Below are 16,900 nucleotides of genomic sequence, written 5' to 3' on the forward strand. Positions count from 1 at the left end.
TATCAGCGAAATGAAAAGGCGCTGCTTGCTTCAATGCTTGAGATGTATGTTTCAGGCGTTTCGACACGTAAAGTCTCTAAGATTGTTGAGGAGTTATGTGGTAAATCAGTTTCTAAGTCCTTTGTTTCTAGTCTGACTGAACAGTTAGACCCTCTGGTCAATGAATGGCAGAACCGTTCGCTCTCAGGTACGAATTATCCTTATCTGATGACTGATGTTCTCTACATAAAAGTCCGTGAGGACCATCGAGTGCTTTCTAAAAGCTGCCATATTGCGATCGGGATAACAGAAGGGGGTGATCGTGAAATCATTGGCTTCATGATCCAAAATGAAGAAAGTGATGACACATGGTCCATCTTCTTTGACTACTTAAAAGAACGCGGTCTACAGGGGGCAGAACTCATCATTTCTGACGCCCATAAAGGCCTAGTGTCTGCGATTCGTAAGTCCTTTACCAACGTAAGTTGGCAGAGATACCAGGTCCATTTTTTAAGAAACATCTTCAGTTCCATTCCAAAAAAGAATTCAAAACTGTTTAGAGAAGCAGTAAAAGCGATCTTTAAGTTTACGGATATCGAACTCGCTCGAACAGCTAAGAATGCCTTAGTCGGTGAATATATTGACCCGTCCAAATATACAAAAGCATGCGAAACATTGGATAATGGCTTCGAAGATGCCTTTCAATACACGGTCATCGGAAATGGCCACAATCGGCTAAAAAGCACCAACCTTCTTGAACGACTGAACCAGGAAGTCCGCAGAAGAGAAAAGTTTATTCGTATCTTTCCCAACCGAGCGTCCGCCAATCGATTAATTGGAGCTGTCCTTGTGGATCTTCATGATGAATGGCTCAGTTCTACAAGAAAATATATTAAGTTTGATCAATGAGTGACCGGTAAAACATTGTATAGTATTTTACATAGGATTGTGGACTTGACTTATTATACAACAATTTATGAATCACTAGAACGATTGTTAATGAAATTATTTCTTTTTGCCATTTCATTTAAAATAAAATTTTCAGAACGCCAAAGATGTTTAGCAATAATATCCATTAGCAGTTCTTCGTTCCTTTGTTCAAAAGCGTAATAAATTTCCCAATGCTCTTCTAATGCTGCTTGACCTCGAGTACTAGACATAATAGACATACTTCTAAAATAAGCCAGGTATTCCTTAAGTTGATCTATGATCATTTTACTTAAGCGCATGTCACTCACTTGATACATAAATTCGTTAAATTCATAAAAATTTTGTTTAAGCTTTTCTAGATCATTACTCCTATAATACTCATTACCTCTTCGGAGTAGTTGCTCCATTTGACTTAGTTGCTCATCAGTGATTACTTGAAAAGCTTTGCTTGTAACCATAGTTTCGATAGCTAAGCGCAACTCAAAAATTTCGCGTGTATCTTTGCGACTGATACCTATAACTATAATACCTTGTCCGGGTATTCTTTCTACAAGCTTCTCTTTTTCTAACATATTAAGGGCCGCTCGCAAAGGAGTTCTACTAACGTTCAGTTCTTCTGCAATTCGTTGCTCAATAATCCTCTCTCCTCTGAGAATGTCTCCTGAAATAATCGCTTCTTTAAGACCTTCATATAACATCGTTTGTAAAGATTTGTTTTTTGTTAAATTAGTTCGCCTAATTAACTCCTTAATTATAGCTCCCATAATTCCTCACTTTCTTGAGGTATGTATCCCTCTAACATCATTATCATTATTATAACGCTTAATAAATCTGCCGATCCTCCAGGACTAATATTTTTCTCTTGAAAAATATTATCCCATTTATTTAAAAAAAATCTCACATTTTTTTCTGTTAAAGTATTTATTTCAGAAGAAAAAACATATTGTACCATATCTAATGTTTCAGAATCACTTCTGTTTAAAATATTAATGTCCTCTACTTCTGAAATTAAGAGTGTGAGAATTAGTAAGAAACTCCCTGAAATATCATTGGTGCTTTTTAAAAGAGATCGAGCGTAAGGTAAAACTTTGTTTACTAATATAGGATAGCCCTGCTCAGCGAGACCTCTTACACCTGTCGAACCATACTGTAAATATTGTCGCTCTCCTGGAGTGAGAAGATTCGGATTTTTTTTGTGAATACTTTCCATATCTTCTTTTATTAGACCTTTACACATATTAGAAACTATTGAAAAAACCTGGTGAGTATCTTTACTACTCCAAATGATCTCTCTCTTGGTTTGCAAATGCAAACCTATTGCTCCTAAAATAACTGCAAAACTAAAATTAGCTCCCTTATGAGTATTAATGTTAGAGGTAGCTGAAAACATAGAATGTTCTGCCTTTACTCCTTCTCTTCTTAATTTATGAAAAAGATACGAGATTGCTCCTTCATGACTATAGCCTATTTTTAAATAGTTGCATATATGAGGCATCAAAGCCTGTATACTTCTCATAAAAGTGGTATAATCCATATCGTCATGGGAGCCATTGTTTTTTAAATCTACCAGTCCTGGTTTAGGATGCAACATTACTTCCATCCGCAATGAGTTCGTAGCCATGACAGAAATTTTTTCTAGTAAACAGTTCATATTCTCTCCTAATTTTCATTTAAACAAAAATATTCCTCTAACAGCTCTGTAATTTTGGTATCTAACTCGTCAATAGAATGTCTTCTAGAGCGTGCACATTCTTTTGCATCTGCTCCACAGAGTAGACACTTTCGAGGATCTCTATCGATCTCTCTTCGAGATAAACTTGTTGGTCCAGAAGCTCCCAAAAAAACAAGATCAAAATCCCATATTCTTGCAATTTTTTTTGATTCTTCAAATTTAATCAATTCTCTTTTAATACTCAATTTTCTTGCTTTATTTGAAATTTCATAAATACTGCTATATCCTCTGTAATCAAGATTCTCCCAAATCTTATCTGATTTTACTTTAAGAGTTTTCATCAACGTTAACAGTTCATATTGCCCCTCTTTGTAAGCTTTATAAAGTAGTGGAGAGGTTTTTCTTGGGCCCGGAACATTAAGATTAAAAGTAATTAACCTTAAGTTTTTATCTGTTTGAAATAAATCATGAAAAATAGCATTTCGTTCATCCCTAAGTTCTAAAACATCTTTTAACTCTACTATTTGTTTATCTGCGTACTTCTTCATCTATTTCTTCCCCTACTCTCTTACTTTTTAATTACTTAATCATTCTATTAAAACAAAAACGACCTTGCGGTCGTTTTCTTAAAACTGAATAACTCCAAGCAATGTAGCTGCAATAAGCGTTATAATACTTGCTCCCCACATAATCGGTAAATTAGCTTTAATATGTTCTCCAATTGTAGTCTCCGCTAATCCTATACCAACATAGTTTGCTGCAACGGTAGGGCTAATATAAGTACCCCACGTTCCTGTAATTAAAAACGTCGCTGCTACTACTTCTGGTGAAATGCCAAATGGACCTACAATTCCAATAATTAAAGGAAGTAAAGCGAAGTAAAACGCGTCGGTACCTAAGACAATCATTAGTGGAACCGAGAATAAAGCAATTACCCAGTGCATATGTGGCGATAAAAATTCCGGAAGCACATTAATAATTGAAGTTGCCATGGCGTCTACCATCCCTGTTCCTTGAATAATCCCTACAAAGACCCCTACGGAAAAGAGCGTCATAGACATCACAATTGCATTGTCTCCATACTCTTTAATCTTCTTATTCTGCTCTTTAACAGATCGGAAGTTACCAAACACTCCAATTAAAAACGCTACCATGAATAAATAATGAATAGGTAAAGGCGTATCAAGGAACAGTAAAGCTAAAAGGATAATAGTTAGTACTAAGTTAAAGATATACAACCCTTTACTAGTTTTAAATCCTGGGGTAGCCCCTTCATCGGTTAGCTGGATCTCAGCAAGATTAACATTGCTATCTTGTCTTTTCGAATGAAACCACGCTATCGCTACTGATATAATTAACATAACGACTACAGCTGGAAGAATGATTTTATAGAGATCAAATACCTCTACCTCTGCTACAGAGGCCGCTCGAATGGTAGGTCCCCCCCACGGCAAAATGTTCATTGTAGACATCATAGCGATTACCGTACCTAAGAAAGCTGTAGGCTTAACACCCAAGCGATCCATGATTAGCTTAAAAGCAGGTATGGTAATTAAATAAGTAGAGGCTCCACTTCCGTCTAAGTGAGAAACGAGCGCTACCAATAGCACTGCAATAAAAATCATGGTAACATTTTTACCAAATTTTTTCGTAATAAAGTTGACTAACGGATCGAATAGTCCCTGATCTGCCATCATTGTAAAATATGAGATAGAGAACAAGAACATAACCGCTGTATTTAAAATTGACCCTAAACCATCACCAATATATGTGGCTAGATCGGTTAGGCTTGTTCCAATTGCTAAAGCAGCAATACTTGGTAAAATAACAAATGCCACCGGAGGAATTAATTTATTGGTAATTAATACATACATTAAGATGGCAAAAAGCGTAAATGAAACGATAGCTAACATAGCTTACCTCCTTATAATCTTAAATATTTATCCTTCATGATTGTTGACTGTATCAATCAACGTTCCGTCTCTATATTCAATTAATGCCACTGTCTTGTCTCCGTATTCAATCGGCTGAGGTGTTCCAGCAACTTTGTAAGCTTGCTCTTTCAACTCCTGGATATCTATGATCTCTATCCCTTTTTCTTTGAAATGGGTAATAAGATCTTGTCGCAACGGATTAATAGCCACTCCTAATTCTGTGACTACAACGTCAATGGTCTCACCGGGAGTTACCACCGTATTCACCTTTTCTACTACAGTGGGGATTCTACCTCTTAATACAGGGGCCAAAATCATCGACATTTTAGCTGCAGCTGCAGTATCACAGTGACCGCCGGAAGCCCCCCTAATAACACCATCTGAGCCTGTAATAACGTTCACATTGAAGTCCGTATCAATTTCAAGTGCCGATAGTACCACCACGTCTAATTGGTTTACCGCCGAACCTTTATTTGCTGCACTAGCATAAAAATCTGCTCCAATTTCATAGTGATGGTCATTATTGATGAGAGAATCGATCGCTCCGGTGTCGAAAGACTGCACATCAATTAATTTTTTAATCAGTCCTTGCTCTAACATTACTCCCATTTGGTTAGTGATACCACCTAAAGCAAAGTTTGCGGTAATATTATTTTCTTTCATTGCTTCACTTAAAAATTTAGATACTGCAAGAGTAGAACCACCTGTTCCAGTCTGGAACGAAAAACCTTCCTTAAAGTATGGCGAATTGATAATAATTTCAGCTGCTTTCTCAGCAATCATCAATTCTTTAGGATCTTTAGTAACTCTTGTGGCTCCACTTGCTATTTTAGATGGATCACCAATAGACTCTACTTCTACGACATAGTCCACACGAGTTTGTGGAATACTAATAGGAGTATTAGGATATGGCATTAAACTATCAGTAATAATTACAACCTTATCAGCATATTCCGCGTCCACTTTAGCGTATCCAAGTGACCCACACGGCGCTTTACCTTTCACTCCGTTTGCGTTCCCATAAGCATCTGCGCTAGACGCTCCGAGAAAAGCGACATCAATTTTAATCTCACCTGTTTCAATCGCGCGAGCACGTCCTCCATGAGAACGGATAACTACAGGTTTATCCATTAACCCTCTTGATATCGCTGCGCCCACTTCATCTCGCAAACCACTAGAAGTAATTTCAGTAATAACACCGTTTTTTATGTGTTCAATTAAAGGCGCATGTACGTTTGCTATTGAGCTAGACGCTAGCTTTAAGTTTTTTATGCCAGCTTTGGCTATTTCGTCCAGCACCATATTCAGTACTGCGTCGCCTTCTCGGAAATGATGATGAAAAGAAATTGTCATCCCATCACACAAACCAGTTTTTTGAATAGCTTCTTTAATGTTTGAGAGCATTTTTTCCTCACCCGGCTGAATTGCTTTCACGCATCCTGAAGCTCTTTGGTATTCATCTCGATTATGAAACGCTCCTTCAAAAAGCTGGAATTCTCCTAGGTATTCTGTTGGAATGTCACGATTAATTTTATTTTTCTTCATTATACCGTTCCCTTTCTAACACCAGTAGCTTTTGCTAATTTTACAATGACTCTCGCATCTTCAATAATTGGACCATCAACCATTTTACCATCAACTACCACTACACCGCGTCCCTGTTTTTCTGCTTCTTTAACAGCGATTAATACACGTTGCGCATGATCTAACTCTTCTTGAGTAGGCTTGAATACTTCATTGACATATGGAATTTGGCGAGGGTTGATAACAGACTTTCCATCAAAACCAAGTTGTTTAATCAATTCTGTTTCTCTTTGAAGATTTTTCATATCATTAATATCTGCAAAGACAGTATCTACCGCCGATATACCTGCTTCGCGCGCAGCATGAACAATCATGGAGCGAGCAAAATATAACTCTTCACCATTCCGATCAAAATATCGATGTGTACCCATAGCAGTGGTGTAATCTTCTCCACCAATAGCAATCCCTATCATTCGTGAGCTAGCATTTGCTATTTCTCGAGCATTTAATACGCCGGATGGACCTTCAATAGCAGCAAATATTTTCGTTGATCCAATTTCTTTACCAATAGCTTTTTCTGTCTCATAAATAACTTCTTCAATATCATGAATATCTTGAGCTGTTTCAGTTTTTGGAGATCTAATTCCATCTACACCGGCTCTTACCATAGCACGAATGTCATCGATGCCTCCGTCCGAAAGTGCGTTTATTCTTACTAATACCTCTGATTCGTCGTAATCAAACGTTTTAAGTGCCTGATATAATAAAAATCTAGCTGTATCTTTTTCAGTCAGAGCAACAGAATCTTCCAAGTCAAACATAATTGTATCTGCCCCGTACAGACCTGCATCTTTCAACATCCCTGCATTACTAGCAGGAACAAACATCATTGTTCTTCTTAAACGCTCCATTTATCGATCAACTCCCAATCTAATTCTTCCTGCTTTCCTGCTGCCCGAAGGACCGCCGCTAAAGTGCGTGCTCGTAAAGTACAATCTAAAGCGCCTTGATCTTGTATCTTTACGCTTACATTAGTGATATTCATTTTATTTAGAGCATCACGCACAACTTCCTGCATTTGTTCTCCAAATTGCTGAATTACTGGACTTTGTAATTCGATATGAATTCCTTCTGATACACCAGGCGCAACTATTACTTGCGCATCTGAAGATTCCAAAGTCCCTGCTTGACCAATATTCTTTATTTCTAACTTCATCGTTTACTCTCCTTCTTTTTCAGTAATTCTTTCAAATAATTTAAAGTAGTTTGAGGAACTAGCTCTTTTAATTTTTCAAAATTTAATAAATCACTTGAATGGGGCGCCAGATATCTCCTTACTTGAGTAGCGCTAATTACGCCACTTTGGTTTTTCACTCTTGGAACAATAATTGTCTCAATATTATGTAATTCCTTAGACAGAACTTGATTATATAAATTAGTCACTTCAGAATTTGGTTCTGAACCTAAATACCGTTTATTAATATTTAGGGATGGCGCAATAATTTCCGAAAATAAAGCGGCATCTATACTCGCCTGAATTTTAGAAACTGCCATTTCTTCATTTAAAAAATAAGAAGGAAAAGTAGCAGTAGAGACCATATATGGTCCAGTCGGTACTACGACTACATTTTTCAAATGTGCTGTTCCTAATTTGACCATCGCTATCCGATCTTTAAACGAAAACAGAGAACGCTCTTGCGAGACAACAAACACGATAACGCTTTTTTCATTTAAACTTGCTCGCTCTACTAAATATTGATGTCCTAATGTAAAAGGATTGGCATTCATCACAATGGCAGCAGCTGGTTTTTGTAGATGTTCGGTTTGCTTTTTCCAATAATCAATTTGATGCTCAATCCCCAGAATAGAGCGTTCCATAAATACTATTTGATTGTTCCAATTCACCAATTGATTAAAACCTAAAAACTTGAACTTCTCTGCTGCACATGGTCTAGTGTACACATAAGCGCTTGTATGTCCTCTTCGATAAATTTCATTCAACAATTCGGTCATTAAAGAGTTAAAAGAACCTTCTCCTTGAAATTCAGAATCAATAGCGACCATTTTAATCAAATTGTCCAATAGTGATCCTGTGCCTATGATCTGCCCTGTTTTTTCATCTTCAATAACTAAAGTAAAATCAACCGTTTTCTCAGAGCGAAGTCCTTCTTTGTTCAATAGGTTTATCCATTCCTTGTGATCCTTAGCTAGGTCAAAGGGCCATATCTGCTTAATCTTCAAAATATTTCACCTCTAAAAATGAAAGCGCATCCATTCTGTTACCTTTTATTATATACATAATATTTTCAATAGAAACAGTAAAAACACTAAAAAAACAATTTGAGCTTTCATTTTATTTTCTGAAAGCTCAAATCAATATTCCTATTGGAAAAAGTTTAAAAGTACTCCTGCTGCCACAGCAGATCCAATTACTCCCGCTACATTAGGTCCCATCGCATGCATTAATAGAAAATTCGATGGGTTGGCTTTCGCCCCTTCTACTTGAGCGACTCGAGCTGCCATTGGAACCGCTGAAACTCCTGCTGCTCCAATTAAAGGATTGATTTTACCACCTGTCAACTTATACATTACTTTGCCCATCAATACGCCACAAGCAGTTCCGACTGCAAAGGCTACCAGACCCATAGCGATAATTTTCAAAGTCTCAGCAGTTAAGAAAATGCTTGCATCTGCTTTAGCCCCCACTGTAACACCTAAGAAAATAGTAATGATATACATTAATTGAGTTGTTAACATCGTCGTCAAATGCGGTACTAATTCCGATTCTTTAATCAAATTACCCAGCATTAACATACCAATTAAAGTAGCAGCAGAGGGAAGCAGCAATGAGACCAGAAGCGTGGTAATAATTGGGAATAAAACTTTTTCTGTTTTACTCACTTCTCTTAGTTGCGTCATTACCACTTGCCTCTCTTGCTCTGTAGTCAATGCACGCATAATTGGTGGCTGAATAATAGGTACTAATGCCATATATGAATAAGCAGCTACAGCAATAGCACTCAATAGTTCAGGCGCTAATTGACTTGTTACATATAGAGCCGTTGGGCCATCTGCTCCTCCAATAATCCCAACACTTGCCGCTTGATTTCCTGTTAAACCTAACGCTAAAGCTCCAAAGAAAGCAATAAAGATACCGAATTGAGCGGCTGCTCCTAATAGTAACGTTTTAGGGTTCGAAATCAAGGGTCCAAAATCTGTAGAGGCCCCTAAACACAAGAAGATAAGAGGTGGGTAAATTCCCAAATCTGTTCCTTGATATAAATAATACAATAACCCCCCCGAGGCATCGCCCACAGGTGCACCCATCAAATTAGCCAAAGGTAAGTTAACAAGTAACATACCAAACGCAATAGGTATGAGTAAATATGGTTCATATTCTTTAGAGATGGCTAGATAAAGTAAAACCAAACTAATAGCCAGCATGATAATATTTCCTAGCGTCAGACTCATGAAGCCCGAATCATGCAATAAAGAAAAGAACGTCTCAGTAAATGACATGTCTTATCACCTTTTCTTATTAATAGACTGCCAATTCTTGGCCGTTTTGAACTGAATCACCTTGATTCACTAATACATTATTAATAGTTCCGTCTTGAGGAGCTACAATTTCATTCTCCATCTTCATTGCTTCTAAGATAAAGAGTGTTTCTCCTTTTACTACCGATTGCCCAGGTTGAACTTCTACACTTAAAATAGTCCCTGCCATCGGAGACTCTACAGCCGGACCACCGGAACTTACATTTTCTTGTAAAGTAACCATCTTTTCAGAGGCGGTGTTTGTGTTCGCTTCAGGCAACTCATCTACCTCTTTGACTTCTACAGAATAAGTTTCACCGTTTACAGTGATTTCGTAAAGTTTCATTTATTTTTCCTCCTAATTAATTTTTCTAACTGATTGAACCGTAAATAACGCATTGGGATTCTCTTCGCCCGCTAAAGCGAGCGCTGTAAGAACTGCTACTTTTTCATATTCTTTATTCCCTACTACCTGGACGGATGTTTCTTTCGAACGCTCCACTCCAGAGCCTTGGAGAGTTTTCTGCTTTTGTGAAAAAAACTTGTGAATCAAATTGATTATAACCATAAGTAAAAATAATACTACTGTTACAAAAAACATTGAAATAAGTGTGATAACTAAACCATCAAAAAGTGTAATATCCATATCTAAGTGCCTCCATTCTTAAGTTTGCCAACTGGCTTTAATTCTTAGAGGTGCGTCTTGTGAATTGACCGGCGTTCCACTCTCACGTTTTTCAAGATAAGCTTTTCCTATCTCTGGGAACATTGCATAAACTAGTACATCTTCATCTGACTTAGCCAAGCCACCTATTTCTTCTCTTTGACGGTTTACTTCTGGCTCTAAGAAATCAGCAGGTCGATCTGTAATAATTTCATCAGTATCTCTCAAAATTATCGCTTTTATTGCTTCATCGATATGTCCGGGATGTTTTCCGTAAGCTCCTCTTACATAATCTCTAATCTCTTTAGGAATGATTTTATAACGCTCGCCTGTTAACACATTGAAAACGGCCTGTGTTCCCACCATTTGACTCATTGGAGTTACAAGCGGAGGATGACCAAGATCTGCTTTTACTCTTGGGACTTCCTCTAATACTTCTTGATAACGATCAATGGCTCCCGCATCTTTAAGTTGTGCGTATAAATTAGATAACATTCCTCCGGGTACTTGATAAATCAAAGCTAGCGGATCAGGTGTTAACATGTTAGAGCTTAAAGTACCATTCTCAACATATTTATTTCTGATTTTTTGGAAGTAATCTTTTAACTCGACTAATTTTTCTTCCTGCAAGCCAGTCTCATAACCAAGTTCCACTAGCATATTATTAAAGGCTTCTGTTGCCGGTTGACTTGTTCCTCCCGCTAATGGTGAAATAGCAGTGTCAATAATATTTACGCCTGATTCAACAGCAATATAAGTGGTTGCTTCTGCAACACCTGCAGTAGAATGCGTATGTAACTCGATTGGTAAATTTGTTTGCTCCCGAAGAGCTGGCAGTAGCTCTTTCGCCACAGCTGGAGTTAAAATTCCTGCCATGTCTTTTACACAAATTGAATCTGCACCCATTTTTTCAAACTCTTTCGCTAAATTCAAATAGTACTCAAGAGTATGTACCGGACTAATTGTATAGCAAATCGCTAATTGGGCATGCGCACCATATTTTTTTGTAGACGCTACCGCCTGCTCCATATTACGCGGATCGTTAAGTGCATCAAAAATTCGAATAACATCTATTCCATTTTCGATTGTTTTTTTAATAAATAAATCAACCATATCGTCAGAATAATGGCGATACCCTAAAAGATTCTGACCTCTTAATAACATTTGAAGTTTAGTGTTAGGAATTTTTTCTCTTATCAAGCGTAGCCTTTCCCAGGGATCCTCATTCAAATAACGCACACAAGAATCAAAGGTTGCTCCCCCCCATACTTCAAGTGCCTCGTAACCTACTTCATCCATTGTGGTTAAAATCGGTACCATCTCTTCAGTACTCATGCGTGTCGCCATTAAACTTTGTTGGGCATCACGTAAAGCAGTTTCCGTGAATGAAATTCTTTTCTGCATTCCTTTTAGTCCTTTCTTTATTAAACTGTCAATATCTTCATGTTAAATTATATCACTCACATGAAAACTTTTTTGTTTTTTTAGTGTTTTTACCTTAAAATACAATGGTGGATTTTATAATGAAGTTAGCCACTTCTAAAAGTCCATAAAAAAACGCCACGTGAAATTCATGTTAATATTGAAGTTACCACAACTCTCAATAGAAAAGGATGAATTCACATGACGCAAGAACAGTTTAACACGAACTCACGAAAAGGGAAACATCTATCTTATCAAGAACGTTGTCAAATTGCGATTCTTAAGAAAGAAGGTTACTCTAACCGCGCTATTGCCAAGTCACTAGGTCGTTCACCTCAAACCATTCATAATGAAGTGAAAAGAGGTTCGGTCACACAACAGAAACGTCAAAAACAAAAAGGGAAAATTTATGACTATACCTACACCATTTACGATGCTGATGCTGGAAAAGCTCATTATGACCAACAACGTCTCAATTGCGGCAGAAGACCTAAATGGGCGAAAACGAACGCCTTTGTTGAGTGGGCAGACACTAAGATGTTGAAAGACAAATGGTCGCCAGATGCGGTGGTTGGCTTTGCTCGTGAAAATGAATTATTTGAGTCTGCTATCATCCCTTGCACAACAACTTTATATCACTGGATTGATAGTAACGTCATGAAAACACGCAACCTGGATTTATTAGAGAAACTCTCGCGAAATACCAAGAAGAACACGAAGAAAGCCCGCCGAAACCAACGTGTTTTAGGTCCTTCTATCGAAGAGCGACCTCAAGAAATTGAGACAAGAAAGAGTTTTGGACATTGGGAAATTGATACAGTTATTGGAAGTAAAGTTGCCTCGGATCCCGTATTGTTGACGTTAGTTGAACCCAAAACTCGCTATCAAGTCATTCTGAAAATCAAGGATAAAACGGCTCAGGCTGTGGATGAAGCAATTGAAAGTTTGCATCAACGTGCGGGTGAATCATTCTCTCAATTATTTAAGACGATTACGTCAGATAATGGGTCTGAATTTTCAGGGCTTCATACATCTTTACAAGAGGTCGTCAATGTTTATTTCACTCACCCTTATGCCTCTTGGGAGCGTGGTACAAGTGAGAATCAACATAAGATCATTCGCCACTTCCTGCCTAAAGGTCAACCGCTTGAAGCTATATGCGATAGACAATGCCTGCGTATCCAAAACTGGATGAATGATTATCCACGTAAGCAATTAGGCTACCAAACTCCACATGACTTATTCATTCGAGAATTTCATAAAGAACGTAAAGGGGAACCAGTGGCGGAACCCGTCAGTGCTTGACAATGAGCCTCATTCGGCATGATTTTATAGCTGTAAAGCTGGCATATGCCAGCTTTACAGCTATAAAATCATGGTTCTGACGGACTAGTCGATGGACGTGGCCGGGGAAAACCGGACGCCATTCAAACAGAAGAAGAGAAAATTAGAGCTGAGAATGCGGCATTAAGAGCTCGCAACGAATACCTGGAAACGGAGAACGCAGCGTTAAAAAAGTTAGAAGAAGTGGAAAGAGAGTTGATATCACGCAAACGCAATATGAAGCGGAATACCAAACGATTAAAAAATTGCAAAAGGAAGGGTTCAAAGTAGCTCATCTCTGTGAAGCTTTAGAAGTGAGTAGATCTAGTTATTATAAATGGCTAAAACGCAAACCGTCTGCGTCGGAGAAACGTCTACGAAAACTTATTGAATTGATTCTTCAAGTATATGAAGATCATAAAGGAATCTACGGTTATCGTCGAATAACCATCTATCTGAACCACTTCATGAACGCTAAAGTAAATCATAAGTGTGTATACCGCTTGATGAGTTTATTAGGGTTGAAAGCCGTTATCCGTCGGAAACGATACCGTTACAAGCGCCACAATCCGACACATATCGCTGAGAACGTTCTTAATAGAGAATTCCGGAAGGAATATCCAGCGATGGGTGTCCTATTAACTGATGTGACCGAATTCAAATATGGAAAAGATTCTAAGGCTTAACTTAGTGCAATACTAGATTACGGAAAGAATAAGATTGTGGCATTTAAATTATCCAAGCGAAATAATAATGCCTTAGTTCGTGAGACGGTTCATCAAATTGAAGACGACATTATACCTACCCAAACACTCCTGCACAGTGATCGTGGCTTTCAGTATACTTCACACGGATTCAAAAACTTTGTCAAGAAACATCAAATCACTCAAAGCATGTCACGCGTGGGCAAGTGTATTGATAACGGACCAATGGGAAATTTCTGAGGCATCATCAAAGATGAAATGTATCGTTTGAAGACTTATCAAAGTTTTGAAGAACTAGAACGGGATATCAAACAGTACATTCGATTTTACAACACCCAGCGGGTGACGTTAAAAATGGGTTTGAGTATTCCAGCATAAGAAAAAAACCAGGAATGAAATTTATCATCCCTGGTACAATATATTTTGTTTATTTACCTGTCTACTTGACAGGGGGCAGTTCATACTGTCTAGAAAGCCCTTTTAGCTTTTTTCCTTTATTCTTTCACTCTCATTAGTCGCAAACCATTTAGCGCTACTAGGAGGGTTGCGCCCATATCGGAAAGGATGGCAATCCAGAGCGTTAACCAGCCTGGGATAACCAATAGTAGGGCAATAAATTTAATAGCAATTGCAAAAGTAATGTTAGCTTTGATGATATTCAGAGCTTTTCGACTAAGTTTCACAGTGAATGGAAGTTTTCTTAAATCGTCTCCCATTAGGGCAACGTCTGCCGTTTCAAGTGCTGTATCTGTACCTGCTCCACCCATTGCGATTCCAACTGTAGAAGCTGCTAATGCGGGAGCATCATTGACACCATCACCAACCATGGCTACGTTTCCGTACTCGGACCTTAATTGTTTTATATAGTCCAACTTGTCCTGAGGCATCAAATCGGCTCGGATATCAGATACCCCAACATGACTACCTATTGCATTCGCAGTACCTTGGTTATCACCTGTAAGCATAATTGTTTTTTTAATTCCAAGTTGATGTAACTTTTGAATAATTTCTTTACTTGATTCACGGACTTCATCAGCAACCGCAATAACTCCGAGTATTTCTTTTTCGGTTCCAATAATCATGGCTGTTTTACCTTGATTTTGAAGAGTTGAAACATTTTGTTCTAGGTCTTTATCGAAATCAGTAGTCAACAATTCCTTAAAGAGTTTCGGGCTACCGATGTAATAAGTCATTCCGTTTACAATACCTTTGATTCCCTTACCTGTAATAGAAGAGAAATCCTCAACGAGCACATCAGAATATGAAATGTTTTCTTCTTCTGCTTTTTTCATGATTGCTGAAGCAAGAGGATGCTGGGAACGATACTCTAATGCAGTAATGATCGCCAATAATTCTTTTTCATTTGTTTGATTACTCAATACACTAAAATCAGTTACAACTGGAACCCCTTTTGTTAATGTACCTGTTTTATCAAATGCAATGGCTTTTAAGGCACCCATTTCTTCTAGATAAATGCCACCTTTAATAAGAACGCCTTTCTTCGCTGCATTCCCAATCGCAGAAACAATCGAAATCGGTGTAGAAATCACCAATGCACATGGACAACCAACTACAAGTACCGCTAATCCTTGATAAACCCAAGTATCCCAACTTCCACCAAAGAATAAAGGTGGAACGACTGCAACGAGCGCCGCAATAACCATAATGATCGGTGTATAATATTTTGCAAATTTATCAACAAAAGCTTGGGCTGGCGCACGCTCACCTTGCGCTTCCTCTACAAGATGAATAATTTTTGAAATTGTTGTATCTTCTACAAGTTTTGTTATTTTTACTTCGAGTAATCCTTCTTCGTTTAAAGTACCTGCAAATACTTCATCATCAACTGTTTTCCCAACAGGGACTGATTCGCCTGTAATCGCTGCCTGGTTTACTGCAGAATAGCCATTTACGACTACACCATCCATCGCAATCTTTTCACCAGGTTTTACAATCATGATATCCCCAACAGCAATATCATCGACATGAATCATTATTTCTTGCTCATTACGTCTAACGAGTGCTTCTTTAGGGGCAATACCCATTAGAGAACGAATCGAATTTCTTGCTCTATCCATGGAGAATCGTTCAAGCTCTTCACTGATTGCAAAGAGAATGACAACAAGAGCAACTTCTCCCCATTCACCAATAATGGCTCCACCTATAACAGCCACTGTCATAAGGGTTTTCATGTCAAATTCTAAGCGTAGTAAGTTTTGCAAACCTACTTTAAAAAGTGACAATCCACCAACCAACATTGATGCCAAAAACAATAGGGTTGTAAGAAGATTCTCTTCTCCATTTACAAAGTGAGAGAAAAAACCGAAAGCAAGGAACGAAGTTGAATAAAGCAATGTACTATACTTTTTATAAAATGGAACTTTCTCTTCTTTCGTATCTTCAGTTACCTCTTGCGAAACATGACGTGAAGATTTTTCGGGAGCTACTTTAAGATTCTCAAATGCACCAGCTTTTTCTAGTTCTTCAATCGTTGCATCACCGTAAACGGATATCTTTGATGCACCAAAGTTTACTTTTGCATCCCGAACTCCCGAAATATTTTTTACATTTTTTTCAAACTTACCTGCACAGTTTGCACAGGAGAATCCTTCCACACGATAAACATGTTTATCATCTGTTAAGGTCTTTGCTGTATTATCCAACTTTCATAACCTCCCTCTGATGCACGAAGGCTTTTTCTACGAGCTGTTTAACATGCTCATCATCTAGTGAATAATAGACTAATTTTCCTTCTTTACGGTATGTTGCTATACCTAAATTTTTCAACAATCTTAAATGATAGGATGCCGTAGCCGTTGAAGATTCAATGATATTCGCTACATCACAAACACATAACTCTCCCTCTAAAGATAAAACATAAGCAATTTTAACCCTTGTATCATCTGACAGAGTCTTAAAAACTTTCGCTACATCCATAGGATTCTGTTTAGCAAGATCATTTTTAGCCCTGTTTACCTTATCTTCGTGAATACAGGTAACTTCACACATATCTTTTTTCATAATTATCCTCCTTATTCAAATGACTATTTGTTTGATGATTATAATATATTATACCATAAACAAATAGTCAAATGATCATTTGATCGGATAGTGTCAAATTATTGTTGGTTTTCCTCTACCGTACTTTTTATATTTCCCTGAACCCAGTTTCATGGATTCCATATTTTAACCAGCGCCTTTGGCACCGTGC

19 protein-coding genes are annotated in these 16,900 nt (G+C 37.8%); 5 read left to right on the forward strand and 14 right to left on the reverse strand.

What is annotated here, in order from left to right:
* Positions 1 to 888: IS256 family transposase (locus tag BLR79_RS06340; protein ID WP_092085964.1), on the forward strand; the 888-nt coding region annotated here is incomplete at its 5' end.
* 65 nt (positions 889 to 953) lie between these two features.
* Here the strand turns inward: BLR79_RS06340 and BLR79_RS06345 are convergent.
* The 12 genes from BLR79_RS06345 to BLR79_RS06400 form a co-directional block, all read right to left on the reverse strand.
* On the reverse strand, positions 954 to 1,673 hold the full coding sequence (locus BLR79_RS06345) for a GntR family transcriptional regulator (protein WP_092085965.1): 720 nt from the start codon (positions 1,671 to 1,673) through the stop codon (positions 954 to 956).
* The gene (gene citG / locus BLR79_RS06350; protein ID WP_092085967.1) at positions 1,661 to 2,560 is read right to left on the reverse strand and encodes a triphosphoribosyl-dephospho-CoA synthase CitG; all 900 of its coding nucleotides are present in this window, start codon (positions 2,558 to 2,560) and stop codon (positions 1,661 to 1,663) included. Before citG ends, BLR79_RS06345 begins: the two co-directional genes overlap by 13 nt.
* A gap of 8 nt (positions 2,561 to 2,568) precedes the next feature.
* A complete protein-coding gene (gene citX, locus BLR79_RS06355; RefSeq protein WP_092085969.1) occupies positions 2,569 to 3,129 on the reverse strand; it encodes a citrate lyase holo-[acyl-carrier protein] synthase in 561 nt (186 codons plus the stop codon).
* 78 nt (positions 3,130 to 3,207) lie between these two features.
* Entirely contained in the window at positions 3,208 to 4,494 is a 1,287-nt protein-coding gene (locus tag BLR79_RS06360; RefSeq protein ID WP_092085971.1) for an SLC13 family permease, read from the reverse strand.
* Positions 4,495 to 4,521: 27 nt separating this feature from the next.
* The gene (gene citF, locus BLR79_RS06365; protein WP_092085972.1) at positions 4,522 to 6,060 is read right to left on the reverse strand and encodes a citrate lyase subunit alpha; all 1,539 of its coding nucleotides are present in this window, start codon (positions 6,058 to 6,060) and stop codon (positions 4,522 to 4,524) included.
* Positions 6,060 to 6,950 (reverse strand): aldolase/citrate lyase family protein, encoded by an 891-nt coding sequence (locus BLR79_RS06370; RefSeq protein WP_092085974.1) that lies wholly within the window; start codon positions 6,948 to 6,950, stop codon positions 6,060 to 6,062. The genes citF and BLR79_RS06370 overlap by 1 nt, the downstream gene beginning before the upstream one ends.
* Positions 6,938 to 7,255 carry a citrate lyase acyl carrier protein gene (citD, locus tag BLR79_RS06375; RefSeq protein ID WP_092085976.1) on the reverse strand — a complete coding sequence of 106 codons (318 nt, stop codon included), beginning with the start codon at positions 7,253 to 7,255 and terminating at the stop codon, positions 6,938 to 6,940. Before citD ends, BLR79_RS06370 begins: the two co-directional genes overlap by 13 nt.
* Positions 7,252 to 8,280, reverse strand: coding sequence for a [citrate (pro-3S)-lyase] ligase (citC, locus tag BLR79_RS06380; protein ID WP_159427615.1), 1,029 nt, complete (start codon positions 8,278 to 8,280; stop codon positions 7,252 to 7,254). Before citC ends, citD begins: the two co-directional genes overlap by 4 nt.
* Positions 8,281 to 8,421: 141 nt before the next feature.
* Positions 8,422 to 9,558 (reverse strand): sodium ion-translocating decarboxylase subunit beta, encoded by a 1,137-nt coding sequence (locus tag BLR79_RS06385; RefSeq protein WP_092085980.1) that lies wholly within the window; start codon positions 9,556 to 9,558, stop codon positions 8,422 to 8,424.
* Positions 9,559 to 9,577: 19 nt separating this feature from the next.
* On the reverse strand, positions 9,578 to 9,922 hold the full coding sequence (locus BLR79_RS06390) for a biotin/lipoyl-containing protein (RefSeq protein ID WP_092085982.1): 345 nt from the start codon (positions 9,920 to 9,922) through the stop codon (positions 9,578 to 9,580).
* A 12-nt stretch (positions 9,923 to 9,934) separates the two neighbouring features.
* Positions 9,935 to 10,222, reverse strand: a complete 288-nt coding sequence (locus tag BLR79_RS06395) for an OadG family protein (RefSeq protein ID WP_092085984.1) — start codon at positions 10,220 to 10,222, stop codon at positions 9,935 to 9,937.
* Positions 10,223 to 10,240: 18 nt separating this feature from the next.
* Positions 10,241 to 11,644, reverse strand: a complete 1,404-nt coding sequence (locus BLR79_RS06400) for an oxaloacetate decarboxylase subunit alpha (RefSeq protein ID WP_092085986.1) — start codon at positions 11,642 to 11,644, stop codon at positions 10,241 to 10,243.
* Between the two features lie 219 nt (positions 11,645 to 11,863).
* On the opposite strand from BLR79_RS06400, the gene BLR79_RS06405 reads away from it, so the two are divergent.
* The 4 genes from BLR79_RS06405 (at position 11,864) to BLR79_RS09410 (ending at position 14,067) form a co-directional block, all read left to right on the forward strand.
* Positions 11,864 to 12,967 carry an IS30 family transposase gene (locus BLR79_RS06405; protein ID WP_092085988.1) on the forward strand — a complete coding sequence of 368 codons (1,104 nt, stop codon included), beginning with the start codon at positions 11,864 to 11,866 and terminating at the stop codon, positions 12,965 to 12,967.
* Positions 12,968 to 13,299: 332 nt separating this feature from the next.
* A complete protein-coding gene (locus BLR79_RS09400) occupies positions 13,300 to 13,671 on the forward strand; it encodes an IS3 family transposase (protein WP_159427616.1) in 372 nt (123 codons plus the stop codon).
* Positions 13,672 to 13,680: 9 nt separating this feature from the next.
* Positions 13,681 to 13,929: a DDE-type integrase/transposase/recombinase gene (locus BLR79_RS09405; RefSeq protein WP_092085992.1), complete on the forward strand. Its 249-nt coding sequence runs from the start codon at positions 13,681 to 13,683 to the stop codon at positions 13,927 to 13,929.
* A gap of 6 nt (positions 13,930 to 13,935) precedes the next feature.
* The gene (locus BLR79_RS09410; RefSeq protein WP_407643816.1) at positions 13,936 to 14,067 is read left to right on the forward strand and encodes an IS3 family transposase; all 132 of its coding nucleotides are present in this window, start codon (positions 13,936 to 13,938) and stop codon (positions 14,065 to 14,067) included.
* Positions 14,068 to 14,183: 116 nt separating this feature from the next.
* Here BLR79_RS09410 and BLR79_RS06425 read toward each other — a convergent pair whose 3' ends face one another.
* Together BLR79_RS06425 and BLR79_RS06430 are read right to left on the reverse strand one after the other, a co-directional pair.
* Positions 14,184 to 16,352, reverse strand: coding sequence for a heavy metal translocating P-type ATPase (locus tag BLR79_RS06425; protein ID WP_092085996.1), 2,169 nt, complete (start codon positions 16,350 to 16,352; stop codon positions 14,184 to 14,186).
* Positions 16,345 to 16,710 carry an ArsR/SmtB family transcription factor gene (locus BLR79_RS06430; RefSeq protein ID WP_092085998.1) on the reverse strand — a complete coding sequence of 122 codons (366 nt, stop codon included), beginning with the start codon at positions 16,708 to 16,710 and terminating at the stop codon, positions 16,345 to 16,347. The genes BLR79_RS06425 and BLR79_RS06430 overlap by 8 nt, the downstream gene beginning before the upstream one ends.
* Positions 16,711 to 16,900 lie beyond the last annotated feature (190 nt).

This window comes from Dolosicoccus paucivorans (assembly GCF_900100125.1).
In the GTDB taxonomy this organism is placed as follows: Bacteria; Bacillota; Bacilli; order Lactobacillales; family Aerococcaceae; genus Dolosicoccus; species Dolosicoccus paucivorans.